Origin of the sequence: Anaerococcus marasmi, from assembly GCF_900290195.1 — a bacterium.
In the GTDB taxonomy this organism is placed as follows: Bacteria; Bacillota; Clostridia; order Tissierellales; family Peptoniphilaceae; genus Anaerococcus; species Anaerococcus marasmi.
Genome location: NZ_OLMF01000005.1, coordinates 97,674 through 115,243, shown reverse-complemented (window position 1 = coordinate 115,243; position 17,570 = coordinate 97,674). Strand labels below are relative to the sequence as shown.

Genomic DNA, 17,570 nt, shown 5'->3' with positions numbered 1-17,570 from the left:
GTTATGTCTTTATGCTTTAGTTTTTCTCATTTTCTTATACAAGGCAAAAATTAACATTCCAATAACTGCATTTACTACAATAGCTCCTCCTGGTTTGATATCGAAATGAAAGGAAAGAATGATTCCTGCCATCATATATATTATTCCAAGAATTATAGTTACAAAGAAAGTTTGCTTATAAGATCTAGATATAATCAAACTAGTTGCTACTGGAAGAACTATTAGGCTTGTAACCATCAAGGCTCCTATAATTTTAACCGCAAGGGCAATTGTTACAGCAGATAGGAAAGTAAATATCATATCTATTATCTTTACCTTAACTCCTGCAAGCCTAGCTGTATTATTATCTATCGAAATTGCCAAAAGTGCTGAGTATCTACTTATGCATAGGGCAAGAACCAAGATAAAAATAAGGCTAGTGTTTAATACATCCGCACTTGTAACTGATGAAATCGAACCGAATAGATAAGATTCAAAAGAATTACCTCCCGGAGCGAAATCTGAAAGAATCGCTGCAATTCCTAGTCCTGTACTCATGATAACAGCTGTTGCCATATCCCCGTATTGAGGGAGCTTTTTCCTAATAAATTCTATAAGGAAGGCAGCTATTACACATACAATAGCCGATCCTAAGAGCGGATCAAAACCTAAGATTAGTCCCATGGCTACTCCTGTAAGGGCCGTATGGGATAGGGCATCACCTATCATTGAAGTTTTTCTATTGACCATTACAATCCCTATAAGAGGAATCATTATAGATAAGAGAAATCCCGAAAGTAGGGCCTTTCTCATAAAGGCAAATTCTAACATAAACTCAATCTCCCTTCATTCATCCTATACTGGGTCTTAGTCATTTGTATATCCTCCATTTCCTTAAGCTCATGGGTAATCATAACTATAGTTATACCCAGATCTTCCTGTAGTTTCTTTAGTGTCTTAAAGAACATCTCTTTATTTTCCTTATCGACACCAGCAGTTGGCTCGTCTAAGATTAAAAGTTCTGGCATATTTATCATAGCCTTGGCAATCATTGCTCTTTGGGCAAGTCCTCCAGATAGTTCGTTTACTGGAGTATTGATAAATTCCTCCATGCCCATTTTGATGAGTATATCCCTTGCCTTATCATAGTGAACTTTCTTAGGTATTTTGATAAAGCCAAAGTCTTCATATAGGTTGAGGGCCACAAGCTCCATACAAGTTATAGGAAATGCGATTTTGTTTACGACATTGACTTGGGGAACGTAGCCAATTTTCTTATAGGACTTGTATTTTGCAATATCCTTACCCAAAATCTTTATACTTCCCTTATCAGGCTCTAGCTCACCTAGCATTAGCTTGACAAGGGTTGATTTTCCTGATCCATTTCCCCCTATGATTAATACAAGTTCTCCAGATTCAACTTCTAGATTGCAAGATTTAATTACATTTTCTTTTCTATAAGCAAAGCTTAAATCTTCAATTGCTATTGCCTTCATAAGCTCCTCCTTTCATAGAATCATATAAGTTTTCGAGATTCATCCTCATTAGGTCAATATAATCCATTCCCTCTTCTTCTTGCTCCTTAGTCACAAACTCCATGGAAGCAAGTGGGCTGATCTTACCACCTAGTTCTTCGGCCAAGGCCTTGGCTTCCTTAGGGTTTTTACCGTATTCATAAAATATGGTGTCTATTCCCTTACTATTAGCAAACTCTACCGCCTTTTTTATAGTCTTTAGACTTGGACTTTCAAGGCTTGTTAGTCCTTGGAGAGGATATTGGATTAAATCGAAATCTCTAGCCAGATATTGGTAGGCATAATGGATTACGAGAAATTCTCTCTGATCAAGGCCTTTAAATTTCTCCTTATATTCTGCGTCTATATCTGTAAGTTGATCGACATATTTTAGTTTGTTCTTCTTGTAAATCTTTTCATTTTCCGGATACTTTTCTATCAATTTATCCTGGATATCGTTTAAATATTTTTTGGCATTTACAATCGAAAGCCAGGAATGAGGATCATAGCTTATCTTGTCGAATCCAGATGATGAGCCTTCCATAAGAGACTCTTCTCTGCCATCATCTTTTAGTAAATTTCCATTTTCATCCATCAGATAATATGGAAGAAGGTCCTCGCTTATCCTATCTGATATGAAAATCCATGATCCTGCTTCAGGCATCTTGTAGAAGATTTCTCCTGACTCATGGCCCATCTCGAGACCATAGACCTTGCCCTCTTCTACCTCTATGGTAGATTTCTGAGCTACTAGATTTCCTTTCTGATTCATTACTTCCTTGGCCTTTTTAACAAGGTCTTCTCCTCTTAGTCCGGTATCTTTTATGAAGGCTACCCTCATCATGTCCTCGTGGGTATGGGCAAAGTCGAACTTTTGAGTTTTGTCGGTCAAGTCTAGTCTTGCCATATATTGGAAATCTCCGACTGCAGCCTGGCCCTTGTAGGTGATTAGATCAACCGAATCTGATAATTTCAATATTTCTAGATTCGGTAGGTTTTCCCTTACACTTTCAAGCCATGGCTCCATATTCGCTCCATTTACTACTAGTAGGTCTGCTTTTGCGAGCTTTTTCATATCCTTTGGTGAAGGCTCCCATAAGTGGGCTTCCTTGCCCTCCGGCATAAAGGATTTAACATTTGCCGTATCTCCAGCTATTTTATTAGTCAAGTCATTAATCGGATAAAAGGATGTATAGATTAATGGCTTATCCTTATCTTCTTCTGCTTTATTACAAGAGGTCAGAGTGAAAACAAGAATCAGTAGATATATTAATTTATTTATTTTCTTCATTATTCTCCTCACAAAAAAAGGGACGAGCTAAGCCCACCCCCTTACAAAATCTATTCTGTAATTTCATCCATAATTTGTTGGTCTGTTGTGTTTGGCTTAACAAATGTTGGGAACCATTTTTCTTCTCCTAATAGTTCATCCTTATCATTACCATATCTCATATGGAAATGTGTCAAACTTTCCTCTCCGTGGATTGGCATCATAAGTAGGTACTTATACTCAGAATCTGGGCTTACTGCTTCAAATATATCCCATTCTAGCATGTGATTTCCGTGTTTTACTTCCTGTTTATCAACATATTTATATTCAACTTCTGCTGTGGCCTCTTTGCCTTCATCAGGAAATTCATCGTAGAACTTAACCTTATTTCCTTCAATCTCTAGACCATTGAAGTCGCTGTGTCTTTTTTCTACATAGGCTTTCTTGGCGCTTTCTTCATCAGTGTTTTCCTTCTTAGCTAGGTCTGTAAAGGCTTCTTGGACCTCGTTTTTATCTAGATAAGCAGACATTGAATTCCATTTTCCTTCCCAATCAGCTAAAGAAACTTCATCCATCTTTTGATCAGAAGTATTTTCTTCCTTATTTTCTGCATCATTTTCTTTGCTTGACTTATCTTCTGTTTTAGTCTCAGCTTTCTCTTCTACTTGTGCCTTGTTATTAGCTTCCTTATCTTTAGCATTGTCATTTCCACAAGCTGCTAGTATTAAACCAAGCGAAAGAATCGCTGTTAGTGCTATAGTATTTTTCTTTTTCATATTTATCTCCTTATTTAATTTATATTTTATGTAGGTAAATCATTCTGTTAATCTGTAGACTTATCCTGACATGCTTATAATATCATTAATTTTATCTGTTGTCAAGAATGATTTGCATTATCTTTAATTATTATTTTTTTAACGAACATGGGCAAATAAAAAATCCCGCTCTTAAAAGCGAGATTTAAAGGGTCTATAATAAATCGTGTTGGTAGAAGTAAATGATACTTCTGTCAGTACGATTTTTTTGTAAAAAAAAAGAAGACATATTTAATCATTTACCTTATAATTAAATCACCACAATCAAAAAAAGGAGATTAAATATGTCTAACAATTATTTTATTACAAATTTACTAAATATCAAAGATGAAAATCTTAATTTTTCTGATGGAATATACCACAAAGTCATTAAAGGTGTAACATATACAATTCTAACAGCTAAATTAGAATATTCTGATCAAGTTTGCCCTCATTGTGGCTCTAACCATAACTTAATTAAATACGGCTTTAAATCATCTACTGTAAGATGTTCCAGATCAGGTGATCATCCTGTTTTAATTGACTTAAAGAAGAAGAAGATGTTCTGTAAATCTTGTAATAAATATTTCTTACTTGAATCTAATATAGTCGATAAGTATTGTAATATTTCTAATCAGGTTAAAAGACATGTTCTTTCTAGTTTAACAAAAAAGCTATCTATGAAAGATATATCTGCTGATAATTACATATCTACAACTACAGTTTCTAGATTCATGGCTAAACTTGATAATGTATTTAAAGTGGACTTTTCTTATTTGCCTGAACATTTATCATTCGATGAATTTAAATCAACTAAGGATGCCAAAGGAGCTATGAGTTTTATATATCTAAATTCAGATAATCACAAGGTAATTGATATTATTGAGAATCTACAGCTATACTTTTTAAAAAGATACTTCTTATGCTTTCCTAGGTATGTTAGAGATAAGGTTAAGACTGTATGTATTGATATGTACAGTCCCTATATATCACTAATTAAAGAACTGTTTGTTAATGCAGAAATCATTATTGATAGGTTCCATATCGTAAAACTATTTACAAACTCTTTTAACCATACTAGAATTGACACGATGAAGGAGTATTCTACAAGCAATATTAAATACAAAAGACTTAAGAAATATTGGAAACATTTCTTAAAACCATACAAACTCCTTGATCCTATTCATTTTTTTAAGCGTGTTCATTTTCCTGGTAAGTTTGTTTCTGATGAGGATATTGTCGATATTAGTCTTGATGTTGATAAGGCTTTAAAGAATACTTACTACTGTTATCAATGCTTAAGAGAAGATATTGAGAAGAAGGATTTTGAATCATTTAAATTTCATTTAAATTACTTCAAGGATAAAGTTAGTGATAGGATGAGAACATCAATAGATACTTGTTATTATTACCTAGATTTCATCAAGAACTCATTTATTTATGATTATTCTAATGGACCAATTGAGGGCATTAACAATTTTATTAAGGTTTTAAAGAGGATAGCTTTTGGATACAGAAATTTTGCTAATTTTAGAACAAGAATATTCATAACAAGGAATTTATTAACTAACTAAAATACCAGGGATAGAAATTTCTATCCCTGATTAAGAATTTGGTTGATTTTTATTTACCAACACGATTTGACAAAGAGCCGATTTAAATATTTTATAAATTGTCTATAACTTCTTCTATATCAGGAAGTTCGCTTCCTCCATATACCTTAACCCATTTTACTTTTCCTTCTTCATCGATTATAACATTGGCACGCTTGCTTGCGCCGTTTTCTTCGTTGAAGAGTCCATAGGCCTTGGTTACTTCGGCGTATGGGAAAAAGTCTGATACTATCTTAAGATCTTTTAGGTCTAGGATATCTGCCCATTTTGCCTTAGCTGGGAATGGATCTACAGAAAGACCTATAACTACTGTATCTCCCTTTTCTTGGATTCTATCGTAGTTTCTTTCAAGAGATCTCATTTGATCAGTACAAACTGATGTGTATGCTAGTGGGTGCCAAGAAAGAATTACCTTCTTTCCTTTAAGCTCGCTAAGTTTAACATCTTCTTTGAATTGATCTTTTAGTGTAAAGTCTATTGCTTCTTGATTAACTTGAATTGTCATTTTATCCTCCTATTTCTCTCTAATATTATTTATACCCAAGATAGGAAGAAATAAAAATTAATTAAGCTAGAAAGCTTGTCGCAAACTTGACCATAGCAAAGATACCATAATCAAGGCTGTCTTCATCTAGGTCAAATTCTGGTGTGTGATGCTCTGCCCCACTTCCCTTTTCATCATTAGCTATTCCTACTAGGGCAAAGAGACTTGGAGCAAGCTTTCTATAGACCTCAAAGGATTCTGATGCGAACCATCTTACATCTCTTTTAATATTATCTCCAAAATATTCTTTAATATTTTCTTCCATTAATGCTGAAAGGTCTGGGTCATTTATAACAGGATCGTATTGTTCGATTCCTGTTTCATTGATAAATTCACATCCGTGGGCTCTAGCAATGTTTTTTCCTACTATATCTATTTGATCCATTGCCTTTTCGACTTCTTTTCTATCAAAATATCTCAAGGTCCCATCGATTGTTACCTTATCAGCAATAACATTGTGGGCACTTCCCCCATGTATTGTTGATAGACCTAGGGTTACGGTCTTGGTTGGATCTAGTCTATTGACCCAGCTTGATGCTAAGGATTGGATGATTGCAGCTTGGGCAAAGATTGGACTTACTGCAAGGTCAGGTCTTGATGAGTGGCCGCCAAGGCCTTTGATTGTAAACCTAGTTCTGATAAAACCTGCCATAATGGGACCTTCGCCAATTGCTATCTCTCCTGTTTTTAGGAAACTTGCCAGATGGTTTCCGTAAAAGGCATCTATATTTTCTTTTTCTAGGGCCTTAATCATAGGTATAATTCCACAGCCTGTCTCTTCACCTTCCTCGAAGATAAAGATAATTCTTCCCTTGATTTTGTCCTTATTTTCTACTAGAATCTTCATACTCTCTAGAAGGATTGTCATATGGCCGTCGTGACCACAAGCATGGGATGCTTCTTTGTCAGCTGATACTGAATACTTTTCCCTAGTTAAATTAAAGGAGTTTTCACAGATTGGTAGGGCATCTATATCAGTTCTAAGACCTAGGATCTTGCCAGGTCTTCCACTATCTAATACAGCATAAAAACCAGTTGTTGGCACTTCTACTATGGCAAGTCCTAGCTTTTCTACTTCTTCTTTTAGGAACTTACTAGTCTTAAATTCTTTGCCAGAAACTTCAGCCATCCTATGAAGTTTCCTTCTTGTATCTATTATTTTCTTCTTATCTTTTTCTATCTGATTTTGTATTAAAAAATCCTCCATGAGGTCTCCTTTTTTATATAAAAAAACGACAGATTAAACTGCCGCCTTTATGTTTTATAAGCTTGCGATAGCTTCGATTTCTAGTAGACCGTCTTTCGGAAGATTTGCTACTTCGAATGCTGATCTAGCTGGTTTGTGGTCTTTGAAGAATTCTGCATATACTTCATCAAATGCCTTGAAGTTGTTGATATCGTTTAAGTAAACAACACATTTGATAACCTTATCCCTGCTTGATCCTGCTTCTTTTAGGATGTTTTCTACATTTTCTAGAGCTTGCTTAGTTGCAGCTTTGATCTCTGTAACTAGTTCACCTGTTTTTGGGTCTAGTGGAAGTTGTCCTGAAGTAAATACTAAACTATCAGTTGCTATACCTTGTACGTAAGCTCCTACTGCTTTTGGAGCATCATTTGTGTTAATTGCTTTCATATAAACTCCTTAATTTAATTATAATTTACACTTATATTATATCGAAATTCCAAAAAAATACAATCAGTTAATCTTCAAATACTCTTCAAGACTTAAATCATTTTCATAGATTTCCTTGGCGTTTTCTACACCGACAAATCTAAAGTGCCATGGCATAGGTCTGTGATTTGTGAAGTCTTCTTTACCCTCTGGGTATCTTTCTATAAATCCATATTTGTAAGCATTTTCACAAAGCCACTTGTATTCATTGGTAGTAGCAAACTTATCACTATATTTGCTTCCTTCTGTAAAAAAGTCGAAGGCTTGGCCTAATTGGTGCTCGCTTGTAGCAGGATTTTCACTATCTACTTCGCCTGCTTCTTTCATCTTTTCTTCTAGGGCATAGTCCCTATAGTCAGATGCTATCTTTATACTAAGACCTTCTCTTTCCATATCTTGGCGCATAGTCTCAAAGGCACGTTTGGCGGTCTTATCCACTCCTGGATTGAAATCACTTGGCAAAGGATAAGCTTCGCTTACATAGCTTATTCCATTTACAACTTTGATGTTTTCTTCAGGATTTAACTTTTCTAGGCCAAATTTATTGACATAGTAAAAGCTGTCGTCCATTTTGATTTTTGAAAAACCATTTTCACTCCCGTAATAGGCGACATAATCTCCTTCTTTTATGAACTTTTCTGTCTTGGAATAATCATTTGGATATTGGTAGGCGTATTGGGTCTTGGCGCATCTTACAAACTCTACTAGACTATCCTCATACTTATCGTCATTAATTTTTTTATCTTCTTCTATTTCTATATCCTTAAATCCAGCTTGGGTAGCTATGTGGATTTTATCTCCATTTATCTTTTTTTCTTTGTCTTCTTCTCCATCATCAGCTGCCTGGGCTTGCCTGTATTCGGCAGGTCTTTGGATTATAAATTCTTCCTCATTGGTTTTTAGAAATTTTGTTCCAAGCACTAGGGCTATAGCCGCAAGGCTAGTTAGTAGGAACTTTTTTCTTCTTTTTCTCGCTTGTCTTCTCTTTTTTCTCTTTAATTCTCTGATACCTCTGTTAGACATAACCTTCCTCTATTTATTTCAATATTTTGTCTTTTGTAAAGTCTAAGGGATAAGCAATCATTCGCCAGGACTTATAAATATATTTCAATTTACAAAACCTACTTTAGATTGCTAAATTCTTATATTTATTATAACATGTAAAGGTAAAAAAATACAGCCCTATTTCAAGTATTTTTAGACTTTTAAAGAGTTTTTTCAGATATTTCCTAAATTAAAAATTATTCCCTTGTAATTTTATAAATTTAATTTATTTTTGAAAGTTTTACTCATAAAAAGACTGCTACAAAAACAAATCATTTGTCTAGGTATATAAGGATTTTCCTATAAGATGACTAATTTTTATAGCAGTTTGACTTTCGAACTTTTTTTAAATTTTGATTTAAGAAAATAATTTCCCCAAGAAGTAACCCAGTTTCCACCCAAAAGATTTCTCATTTTTTCTATTGCTCTTAGAAGCTCTTTTGTCTCCTTTTGTATTTTCTTTGCTTCTAGGAATTTCTCTAATACTTTTCTCTTGGCTTCTTTTTATTGCAATTTCAATTAACTTATCTTGGGCGATAATATTTTCTTTGTTTTCTACTTTGTAGTAATTCCCATCGGAAGATAATTCTCTAATTTTGACATCGTCCGCAAACATTATATCAAGAAATTCTAGGATTCTTTCTCTGATAGTGACGTCATTTATAGGAACTGCTACTTCCATTCTATTTCTGATGTTTCTTGTCATGAAATCAGCTGATGAGATATATAGCTTTATCTTTTCTCCCTTACCAAATTGATAGATCCTATGATGTTCTAAGAATCTTCCCACAACTTGATAGATTCTTATATTTTCGGTCTTTCCTTTGATTCCTGGAAGGATGCAGGTAATTCCCCTAACCATCATATCAATTTTTACACCCTTGTTGCTCGCTTCAGATAACTTATCTATAAGTTTCCTATCAGAGATTGAATTCATCTTTAGCCTAATGTAGCCTTCCCCTGTTTCTTCTTGGATCCTTATCTCTTCATCTATCAGCTTATCCAATCCTTCTTGCATAGATTTAGGGCTTACCATCAAATGTTTATAATCTCCCTCAAGGTTTCCTATAAGGATGTTGTCAAAGATTTCTTTGGCATCTTTTCCTATTTCATTATCTTTAGTCATAAAGGAAAAATCCGTATAGAGCTTGGCAGTCTTTTCGTTGTAGTTTCCTGTTGCAACTTGAGTGATGTAGCTAATCTTGTTATTCGAATCGACTTTTGTGATAAGACATACTTTTGAGTGGGTCTTGTAGTTTTCGAATCCATAGACTACATTACATCCTGCCTTCTCAAGTCTTGATGACCAAAGAATGTTGTTATCTTCATCAAATCTTGCCCTAAGCTCCATTAAGACTATGACATCTTTCCCATTTTCACTAGCCTTAATCAAGGCTTTGGCAATCTCACTTTCCTTTGCTATCCTGTACAAGGTGATTTTGATAGATATTACCTCAGGATCTGTACTTGCTTCATTGAGAAGTCTTATTACAGGGTCCATCGACTCGTAAGGATAGGAAAGTAGCTTATCACCCTCTTCTATTTGACTTATAACAGATTTCTTCTCATCTATAAAGTAGGAGTTTTGAGGAATAAATTCACTATAGCTATGATTTTCCCTAAACTCTTTTGGCATGTCACTTATTAGGTCAAAGATAAAATCTGACTGGATGAGAGACTTCGTCACAAAGATTGATTCTTTGCTTAAATTAAACTGCTTGGTCAAAAACTTGATGGAAGCGTCATCTAAGTCTTTATCGACTTCCACCCTTACAGGATGAAGTCTCTTTCTTTTCTTAAGCTTACCCATCATATAGTCCCTAAAGTCTTGTTCGACCTCATAGTCGTCATCGTTGAAGTTGATATCTGCATTCCTAGTTAGGGAAAGGGCGTAGGACTTTTCTATCTTATACTTGTAGAAAAGTTCTCCTGCAAAGGTCTCTATAATATCTTCAAGCAAGACGAAATGATTGTCGGCTAACTTTAAATATCTAGGAAGTCTATCTGGAAGGTAAATAATACCTATCTTATCCTTTTTTTTCTTATCAGAAGCAATTAAATCAAAGATTATAACTATAGATAGATTGGCAAGTCTAGGAAAAGGATGGGTCCTATCTATCAATTGAAAATTTAGTATAGGCTCAATCTTGCTGTCGAAATAATTCTTACATGATATGAGGTCTTTGTCATCAAGATCTGATAATTTAGATATCCTAACTCCCTCCTCTTTAAGATCTTCTAGAATATCGAAATATACCTCGTCTTTCTTGGCATAGGATTTGGGTAAAATCTCTAGGACCTTGTCGATTTGCTCCTTAGGGCTTAAGCCTGATTTAGAATCTATGGCCTGTTTGGATAGGCCTGATAGGTCGGTAAGAGAACCAATTCTCACCATAAAAAACTCTTCTAGATTGGTATCAAAGATCGATAAAAACTTGAGTCTCTCAAGCAGGGGAACAGACTTATCTGCTGCCTCCTCTAAGACTCTGTCGTTAAATTTGAGCCATGATAGCTCCCTGTTTTGTGTAAAAGATACGTCTTTCATATTATTTCCTTTCTAATAACTTGCTATATACGTACCCTTCCCTAACGCCTGTTTGGCTGATATTTATTTCATTTACATAAAAATATTTTGCTAATCTATTTAAGATAACCATACCAGGAATCAAAGTATGAACCCTATCTGGTTTTATCTCTAGAATCCTATCCAGGATATCTCTATCATCCATCTCCAAAATCTCTTTGACCATTTTGTTAAACTTCTTGGCATCCATAGTAGAATTATAATTTGAAAGATTGTAATACTCATTATAAAACTTAAGGGATGCCCTAGCAGAACCACCCACAGCAGAGAGATTACTTTGTTTTTCCCTATACATCTTGTTTTCTGCCAAAAGGAGCTTTACAGCGTTATCAATTGCCTTTTTCTCCTTCTTGTTAGTAAATAAGCCCGTTACATAATCGTTGAAGGCTGATAAAGATCCTATAGAAAGGGAGGTCGATTTAATTACCTTCCCTTGATCTATTATTACAACCTCAGATGAACCTCCGCCGATATCTGTCAAAACACCCTCACTGACATCTACCGACTTACTAGCTCCTATAAAGGAAAGTCTCGCCTCATCTTCTCCTGAAAGAATCTCTATCTCAAGATCTAATTCATCCTTAACCCTCTTAAGGATCTCGGACCTGTTGGCTACATCTCTAATGGTTGCTGTAGCGAAAGGATGGACGCTATCTATATCATCAAAGTTTGAAATGATAGAATTAAATCTCCTCAAGGTAGCAATAAGTCTATCGATACCCTTATCTGTAAGATTTCCCTTCTTGACATAATTTCTAAGAGAGGCTTGCTCTTTCTCGCTAAAAAGATGGACTGCCTTATCCTCGACTTGTTTGTAGACTGACAACCTAACTGTGTTACTTCCAATATCCATTATTGCATAAATCATAAGTTCTCCTTCAAATAATTTAGCTTATAGGGAAAATCTATAAGTTTCGGTATCAAATTCTCTGTGGCAGGAGTTTTCTTGGACATAAATATATTAATATCCAAATTATCGCTCGCACTTTCTAGACTCTCGCTTAAAAAGATTGCTGGATCTATAATATTTGCCTTATAATCTAGCCTTCTCTCGATTTTATCCCTTATAATTGGATAATGAGTGCAGGCTAGGAGGATATTTTCTATTTTCTTCTCCTTGGCAATCTTTATATAGGAGTCTATATATTCATTTAACTTTTCATCATCTTTTTTGTCATCTTCTATCAAATCTACAAGCTTACTAGCAGCGACTTCATAAACAGTAGTATTAGGATTTTTTTCTAAATTCTTCTTATAAAAATGACTGTTTACAGTTGTCTCAGTTCCTAAAACCAGGAATTTGCCTTGGTATTTCTCACAAGCCCTAAGGGCAAGATCTGTGATGGGAATGAATTTTTTCTTGTATTTTTCCCTAAGAAAATCTGTCACAGTAACAGAAAGAGTATTGCAGGCTATTACATAATAGTCTATAGAAAATTTTTCTAGAAAATCTACAATATCGACAGAAAATCTCCTAAGTTCTTCTTCGCTCCTTCCCCCATAGGGAACTCTAAGGCTATCTCCGAAATAAAAATACTGGCTCTTGTTAGTTTTGGCAAGCTCCCTTAGGACAGTAAGTCCCCCTAGACCTGAATCAAAAACTCCAATCCTAGTCATCTACTAACTCCACTTTCTCTACGAACTTATACTTTCCATTAAGCTTATCATAGGCAAATTCCAGGCTCTTATCATCAGTAAAAACTCCAAAGACACTCGCTCCAGATCCACTGACCAAGGCCTTTTCTGCCCCGCTATCCTCAAGTCTTGAGCAAATATCCTTGATATGGGGGAAGCTTTCAAATATTACATCCTCCATCACATTTCTAAAGCCAGAGATTGCAGATTTTTCTCCCTTGCGGAGCTTATCTATAATTTCTGAAGTATTGATTACTCCATAATCATTAAGCCTCTTGTAGACAAAGGCAGAGGAGATCTCTGTCCCATCGTTTATAAGGAGAAGCTTCATCTTAAGCTTATTGGTAAAAGGGCTTAGAATTTCTCCGATTCCACGTGCTCTAGCATTAGACTCTAGGAAGAAAAATGGAATATCTGCTCCAAGCTTTTTGCCAAGAGCCATCTTCTCATCTAGAGAAAGACCTAAATTCCAAAGCTTATCAAGACCCTTAATCATTTCTGCGCAATCAGTAGAGCCTCCAGCAAGACCTGCTGCAAGGGGAATATTTTTAATCAAAGTCACATCGACTCCATTCTCATCTACCCTATCCTTTAGCAGACTCCAAGCCTTATAGATAAGATTATCCTCAAGGGCGCAGATATTAGGGATATTAGTCTCGTAATTAAATTTATTCTCTTTATTTTTCTTTATAATCAATTTATCAAACAGATTAATCCTAACCATAATACTATCGATTTCGTGATAACCGTCATCTCTTTTCGACAGGCTATCGAGGGTAAGATTAACCTTAGCATAACATTTTCTTTCCATAATTACCTCTAATTTATTATATCATAAGTAGGGTGTTTTCGTATTGGGAAATTGTAAAGAGTAGAAAAAACAAACAAAATGTAAATATAAAATATCAAAAAAATCGCACCAAAAAAGTACGATTGTTTGTTAATATTTTTGTCTTTCTTATTTTTTTGTTAGAATCACTTTCTACTCTAGAAAGAAAAAAATGCATTTTTCCTACTTGTATATCTCTTTTCTGTGTCCAATATCAATCGCTAAAACAATAAGTTCATCATCCCTTATGTCGCAAATAACCCTATAAGAACCTATTCTATATCTCCAAAGTCCCTTATATTGACCAACAAGAGCCTTGCCTATACTTCTATAATTTTCAAGCCCATCTAATTTAGACTTCATATCTTTAGCTAACATAAGAGATAAATACTTAGGTTCTATAATCTGATATATATTAAGCTAAACTTAGATAAGCTTTTTAAAGCTTCCATTATTTAAGTCCAAAATCTTATTAGCCATGCTTAGAGGATATTTTCTGTGGCTTATTATTATATATATCTTATCTTTATTGTTCATATTCATGAATGTGTCCACAATCTCTTTTTCATTCTCTTGATCTAGGGCAGCTGTAAACTCATCCAAAACTATAAGGTCAGAATTTTTATAAAGAACCCTAGCTATGGCAAGTCTTTGCTTTTCTCCTCCCGATAATTCATCATTAGAGATAAGACTTTCTAATGATTTTCTCGAATTTATTAATTTTTCGAGTCTCGCTTCTTTAAAAATATGAGATTTTTTATCTAGCCTTCCGCCATAGGAAATATTGTCCTTTAGTGTATCAGTGAAGATGAAAACATCCTGGCTTATAAGAGATAGGTTATCATAATAAGATTTTTTATCTATTTCATGTAAGTCTATTCCATTTACAAAAATACTTCCCGCTTTGAAAGCTATATTTTTTAGCAAGAGATTAGCTAGGGTGGATTTACCCGAACCACTTTCTCCGACAATGGCAAGTATGTCACCTTTGTTTAAGTCAAAAGAAATATTTTTTAATACTTCTTTGTCCCCATATGAAAAATCTAGGTCTTTTACTTGTATTTTTTCTATAGAATTTACCTTGATTCCTTCTTCGCTTCTCATTTCATAATCTAAGAAGTCAAGGATCCTATCAGCCATTCCTAGGCTCACATTGATATTTGTGTACCAATCAATTAGGTTGTTCATTGGCTCGTATAAAAAATCTAGATAGGCATAGAAAGAAAATAAAAATCCTAGCTCAAGATTACCTTTATATACCATTATTCCGCCCACTACTAAGGTAACTACTGGCAATGCTCCTGTGATTATTGTAGAAAAACCATAGGATATGGCTCTTAATAGCCTCATTCTCTTCAAAATATTGGTATATTCTTTTATCTTATTTTTAAATTTTTCAAGAAAAAACTCTTCTTTATTGTTTATTTTAATCTCAAATATTCCAGATAAATATTCATTTACAGTTTTTGATATGAGGGAATAGCCTTCTCTTTCTTTTTTAGATTTTTCCCTAATGTCTTTGTTTATAAAATGAAATACTATAATGTATATAGGAATCACAGTCAGAGGAATTAGACTAAGCTTTGCATTCATCCTGACCATAAAGAATATTACAATAGCTAGTCTTAAAACATTTAATATTAGCATAGGAAGTCCAATACTTATATCCTCGGCAATATTAAGAGAGTCTTGAAGGATTCTTGTTGCATAGTCTTCATTCTTATTTTTATAAAAGCTAGTGTCTTTGTTAAGTCCCGCTTTTAGTAAGAGAGTCCTGAAGTAATTTAGGTATTCAACAGAAAATAAATGCCATTTATAATTTTGATATGTATTTAAAATACCAGAAAATAGAGCGACAAGAATTGTAATTAGGCCTTGCTTTATAATCAAAGCTACCGCTTCTCCGTTATTTATAATGTTTATCAATTCTCCTATCAAAAAAGGTGTTAGGGATGCTAATAAAATATCGAGCGAACATATAAATAAAATAAATAATCTGGTTTTCTTAAAAGGACCTATATAGGACATTAATTTTTTATACTTATCTAGCATTAACTTCCTACCTCTATTACCCCTTCATCTTCTAAATAATCTAAAAACTTTATAATATCATCGACCTTTAACTTAGACTCAAAATCCAAGCAAATATCATCAAGATTTTTATATTTTCCAATTTCAAGAAGATTGAATATTTTATATGAGTCCTCATCTAATTCAAAAGTTTTATCCAAAGACACATGGTAAATAATATAAGAATTTTCATTATAGGCAGTTCTAATTGGTCCATATTTGAAATTAATATTCCTATAATCAAGTTTGTAAGTAAGTCTCATAGTTTTTGCACATTCTTGAACTTTATCTGTGTCTTGCATATCAATTGGGCAAGGAAAGCAAATATCTTTAAAAAATTCACACTCCAAACATGGCCATATATTAGCATAATTTCTGGATTCAAGCATTTCGAAAATATTAGAAAATTCTTTATCATTCCATGCTTTATTGAAATTTATAGAAGTCAAATTTATTGTATTATTATTAATATGTTCATTTCTAACTCTATCACAAGAATAAATGTCACCCATATTATTAATATAAACAAAGGATAAACCAGCATTACATCCATGACTTGTATAATCTAAATTCGTAGAGAATTTTCTATTTATGTATTTTATCATCAATGGACGAGCAAATTTAGTTACAACTTTTAAATCACTTTTCATATTAGAAGCAATCAACTTTAGTGCCTCGAGCTTTTCTTCGAAATTTAGAGATAAACCAGATCCCATAGCATTTCCAGACTCTATCAAATCTAATAAATCTAATTCAGTAACATTTTTATCTATGCAGTATCTCATTAATTCGTTCACTAATTTATAATTTTTCTTGCTCAAAACTGTATTAATAATTATTTTTTTATTTTTATTGATCTTCTTAATATAATCTAATGTTTTGTCTATTTTGTCAAATACTGATTTGCCTCTTATCTCATCGTTAGTCTCTTTTGTAGGGCCTTCTAAACTAATAACGATATTATCTAAAAATTTGAGTTTGAATAATTTATTAATGTAATCTTCATTTAGTTTTAATGTATTTGTATTAAAACCAAAGGATATCTTTTTTTCATTTAAAAACGTACATATATCTAAAAAATCATCACGTACAGTAGGTTCACCACCTAGAAAATGTATATAATCGATTTTTATGTTTTCACTAATGTCATTAATTATATTTTTAAATTCATTTATATTAATACTATTATCGTTTTTATTCAAGTATTGTCCATTTATACAATGTTTACAATATAAATTACATGCATAAGTTATATCCCATTTTATTGTTAATCCCATATATAATCCCTTCTCTAATAAGAAATCATGAATAAAATATTAGCCCCACCATTTTAAATTATGTATTAAATCTTTAAAATATAATATATAAACATTATTTTAATGGTGAGGCAATATTTTAACTTCGTTTTTATTTGTTTTTACTTAGGTTCAGAACAGTTATTATTACAATTATTATTAATACGTGAAGGCTTGTATTTTCTATCTACTCTTTTATACTTCATAATGACTCCTTTCATGAAAATGTTTTCTATTATCTTACCTTATTTTTATTTTATAGTCAAGTCCATAATATTGTGTGAATTTACTATTACAATATTAACTATTTCATTTTAATATACAATTTAGGAGATGTAATCCAATCCTCATTAATATCAATGAGGATATGGGGCTGTTGCAGAATGAATAAATCATCCCAATATCATTAGAAGAACCTCCGCGAAAAGTATCACAAAGCCTACGGGCTACATGCCTCCATCAGCCGGCAGGCACTGATATGCCCACCGGCAAGGAGAAGTAAAATTTCCTAATGGAACCTTCTAATGATGGGACGATAATTATTCATAATCTAGCAACAGCCCCATTTTTTTGGTTAGTTAAAAAATAGACTAAATAGTGTATATTTTAAATTTTATTTTGCTATATTATTAAATTATATGCTTGTGATATTTGAAGTAGTAAATAAACTTATATTTCCTTTTTATTGGCTCTGTTAATGATTGCCTTTTGAATAAATCTTTTAAAG

Annotated in this window: 16 protein-coding genes; 1 reads left to right on the top strand and 15 read right to left on the bottom strand. The window is 33.3% G+C overall.

The genetic code is table 11. The annotated features are described in order from the left end of the window. Positions 1-9: 9 nt before the first annotated feature. Genes C7D97_RS10190 through C7D97_RS10175 form a run of 4 tightly spaced genes read right to left on the bottom strand, consistent with a single transcriptional unit; the run spans position 10 to position 3,539 of the window. On the bottom strand, positions 10-810 hold the full coding sequence (locus C7D97_RS10190; RefSeq protein WP_015777460.1) for a metal ABC transporter permease: 801 nt from the start codon (positions 808-810) through the stop codon (positions 10-12). Further along, complete coding sequence (locus tag C7D97_RS10185) at positions 804-1,475, bottom strand: metal ABC transporter ATP-binding protein (RefSeq protein ID WP_105301971.1); 672 nt, start codon at positions 1,473-1,475, stop codon at positions 804-806. The genes C7D97_RS10190 and C7D97_RS10185 overlap by 7 nt, the downstream gene beginning before the upstream one ends. Beyond that, positions 1,456-2,784, bottom strand: a complete 1,329-nt coding sequence (locus C7D97_RS10180; protein WP_105301970.1) for a metal ABC transporter substrate-binding protein — start codon at positions 2,782-2,784, stop codon at positions 1,456-1,458. The genes C7D97_RS10185 and C7D97_RS10180 overlap by 20 nt, the downstream gene beginning before the upstream one ends. A 50-nt stretch (positions 2,785-2,834) precedes the next feature. Next, positions 2,835-3,539, bottom strand: coding sequence for a ZinT family metal-binding protein (locus C7D97_RS10175; RefSeq protein ID WP_105301969.1), 705 nt, complete (start codon positions 3,537-3,539; stop codon positions 2,835-2,837). 323 nt (positions 3,540-3,862) lie between these two features. On the opposite strand from C7D97_RS10175, the gene C7D97_RS10170 reads away from it, so the two are divergent. After that, positions 3,863-5,131 (top strand): ISL3 family transposase, encoded by a 1,269-nt coding sequence (locus tag C7D97_RS10170; RefSeq protein ID WP_105301968.1) that lies wholly within the window; start codon positions 3,863-3,865, stop codon positions 5,129-5,131. A gap of 91 nt (positions 5,132-5,222) precedes the next feature. On the opposite strand, the gene C7D97_RS10165 is transcribed toward C7D97_RS10170, so the two are convergent. From C7D97_RS10165 to C7D97_RS10115, 11 genes are all read right to left on the bottom strand, one after another. Next, the gene (locus C7D97_RS10165; RefSeq protein ID WP_105301967.1) at positions 5,223-5,675 is read right to left on the bottom strand and encodes a redoxin domain-containing protein; all 453 of its coding nucleotides are present in this window, start codon (positions 5,673-5,675) and stop codon (positions 5,223-5,225) included. A gap of 61 nt (positions 5,676-5,736) precedes the next feature. Further along, a complete protein-coding gene (locus tag C7D97_RS10160) occupies positions 5,737-6,921 on the bottom strand; it encodes a M20 metallopeptidase family protein (protein ID WP_105301966.1) in 1,185 nt (394 codons plus the stop codon). 54 nt (positions 6,922-6,975) lie between these two features. Beyond that, positions 6,976-7,347 carry a RidA family protein gene (locus C7D97_RS10155; RefSeq protein WP_015777454.1) on the bottom strand — a complete coding sequence of 124 codons (372 nt, stop codon included), beginning with the start codon at positions 7,345-7,347 and terminating at the stop codon, positions 6,976-6,978. Positions 7,348-7,410: 63 nt separating this feature from the next. Next, positions 7,411-8,409: a M15 family metallopeptidase gene (locus C7D97_RS10150; RefSeq protein ID WP_105301965.1), complete on the bottom strand. Its 999-nt coding sequence runs from the start codon at positions 8,407-8,409 to the stop codon at positions 7,411-7,413. Between the two features lie 379 nt (positions 8,410-8,788). After that, positions 8,789-10,975, bottom strand: a complete 2,187-nt coding sequence (locus tag C7D97_RS10145; protein ID WP_105301964.1) for an RNA degradosome polyphosphate kinase — start codon at positions 10,973-10,975, stop codon at positions 8,789-8,791. A 1-nt stretch (position 10,976) separates the two neighbouring features. After that, positions 10,977-11,882: a Ppx/GppA phosphatase family protein gene (locus tag C7D97_RS10140; RefSeq protein WP_105301963.1), complete on the bottom strand. Its 906-nt coding sequence runs from the start codon at positions 11,880-11,882 to the stop codon at positions 10,977-10,979. Then, positions 11,879-12,631, bottom strand: coding sequence for a glutamate racemase (gene murI / locus C7D97_RS10135; protein ID WP_105301962.1), 753 nt, complete (start codon positions 12,629-12,631; stop codon positions 11,879-11,881). The genes C7D97_RS10140 and murI overlap by 4 nt, the downstream gene beginning before the upstream one ends. Beyond that, positions 12,624-13,460 carry a 4-(cytidine 5'-diphospho)-2-C-methyl-D-erythritol kinase gene (ispE, locus tag C7D97_RS10130; RefSeq protein ID WP_105301961.1) on the bottom strand — a complete coding sequence of 279 codons (837 nt, stop codon included), beginning with the start codon at positions 13,458-13,460 and terminating at the stop codon, positions 12,624-12,626. Before ispE ends, murI begins: the two co-directional genes overlap by 8 nt. A 201-nt stretch (positions 13,461-13,661) precedes the next feature. Continuing rightward, complete coding sequence (locus C7D97_RS10125; protein WP_338024818.1) at positions 13,662-13,856, bottom strand: type II toxin-antitoxin system RelE family toxin; 195 nt, start codon at positions 13,854-13,856, stop codon at positions 13,662-13,664. 48 nt (positions 13,857-13,904) lie between these two features. Then, positions 13,905-15,506, bottom strand: a complete 1,602-nt coding sequence (locus tag C7D97_RS10120; protein WP_275886699.1) for an ABC transporter ATP-binding protein — start codon at positions 15,504-15,506, stop codon at positions 13,905-13,907. 23 nt (positions 15,507-15,529) lie between these two features. After that, on the bottom strand, positions 15,530-16,825 hold the full coding sequence (locus C7D97_RS10115) for a radical SAM protein (RefSeq protein ID WP_105301958.1): 1,296 nt from the start codon (positions 16,823-16,825) through the stop codon (positions 15,530-15,532). Between the last annotated feature and the right edge of the window lie 745 nt (positions 16,826-17,570).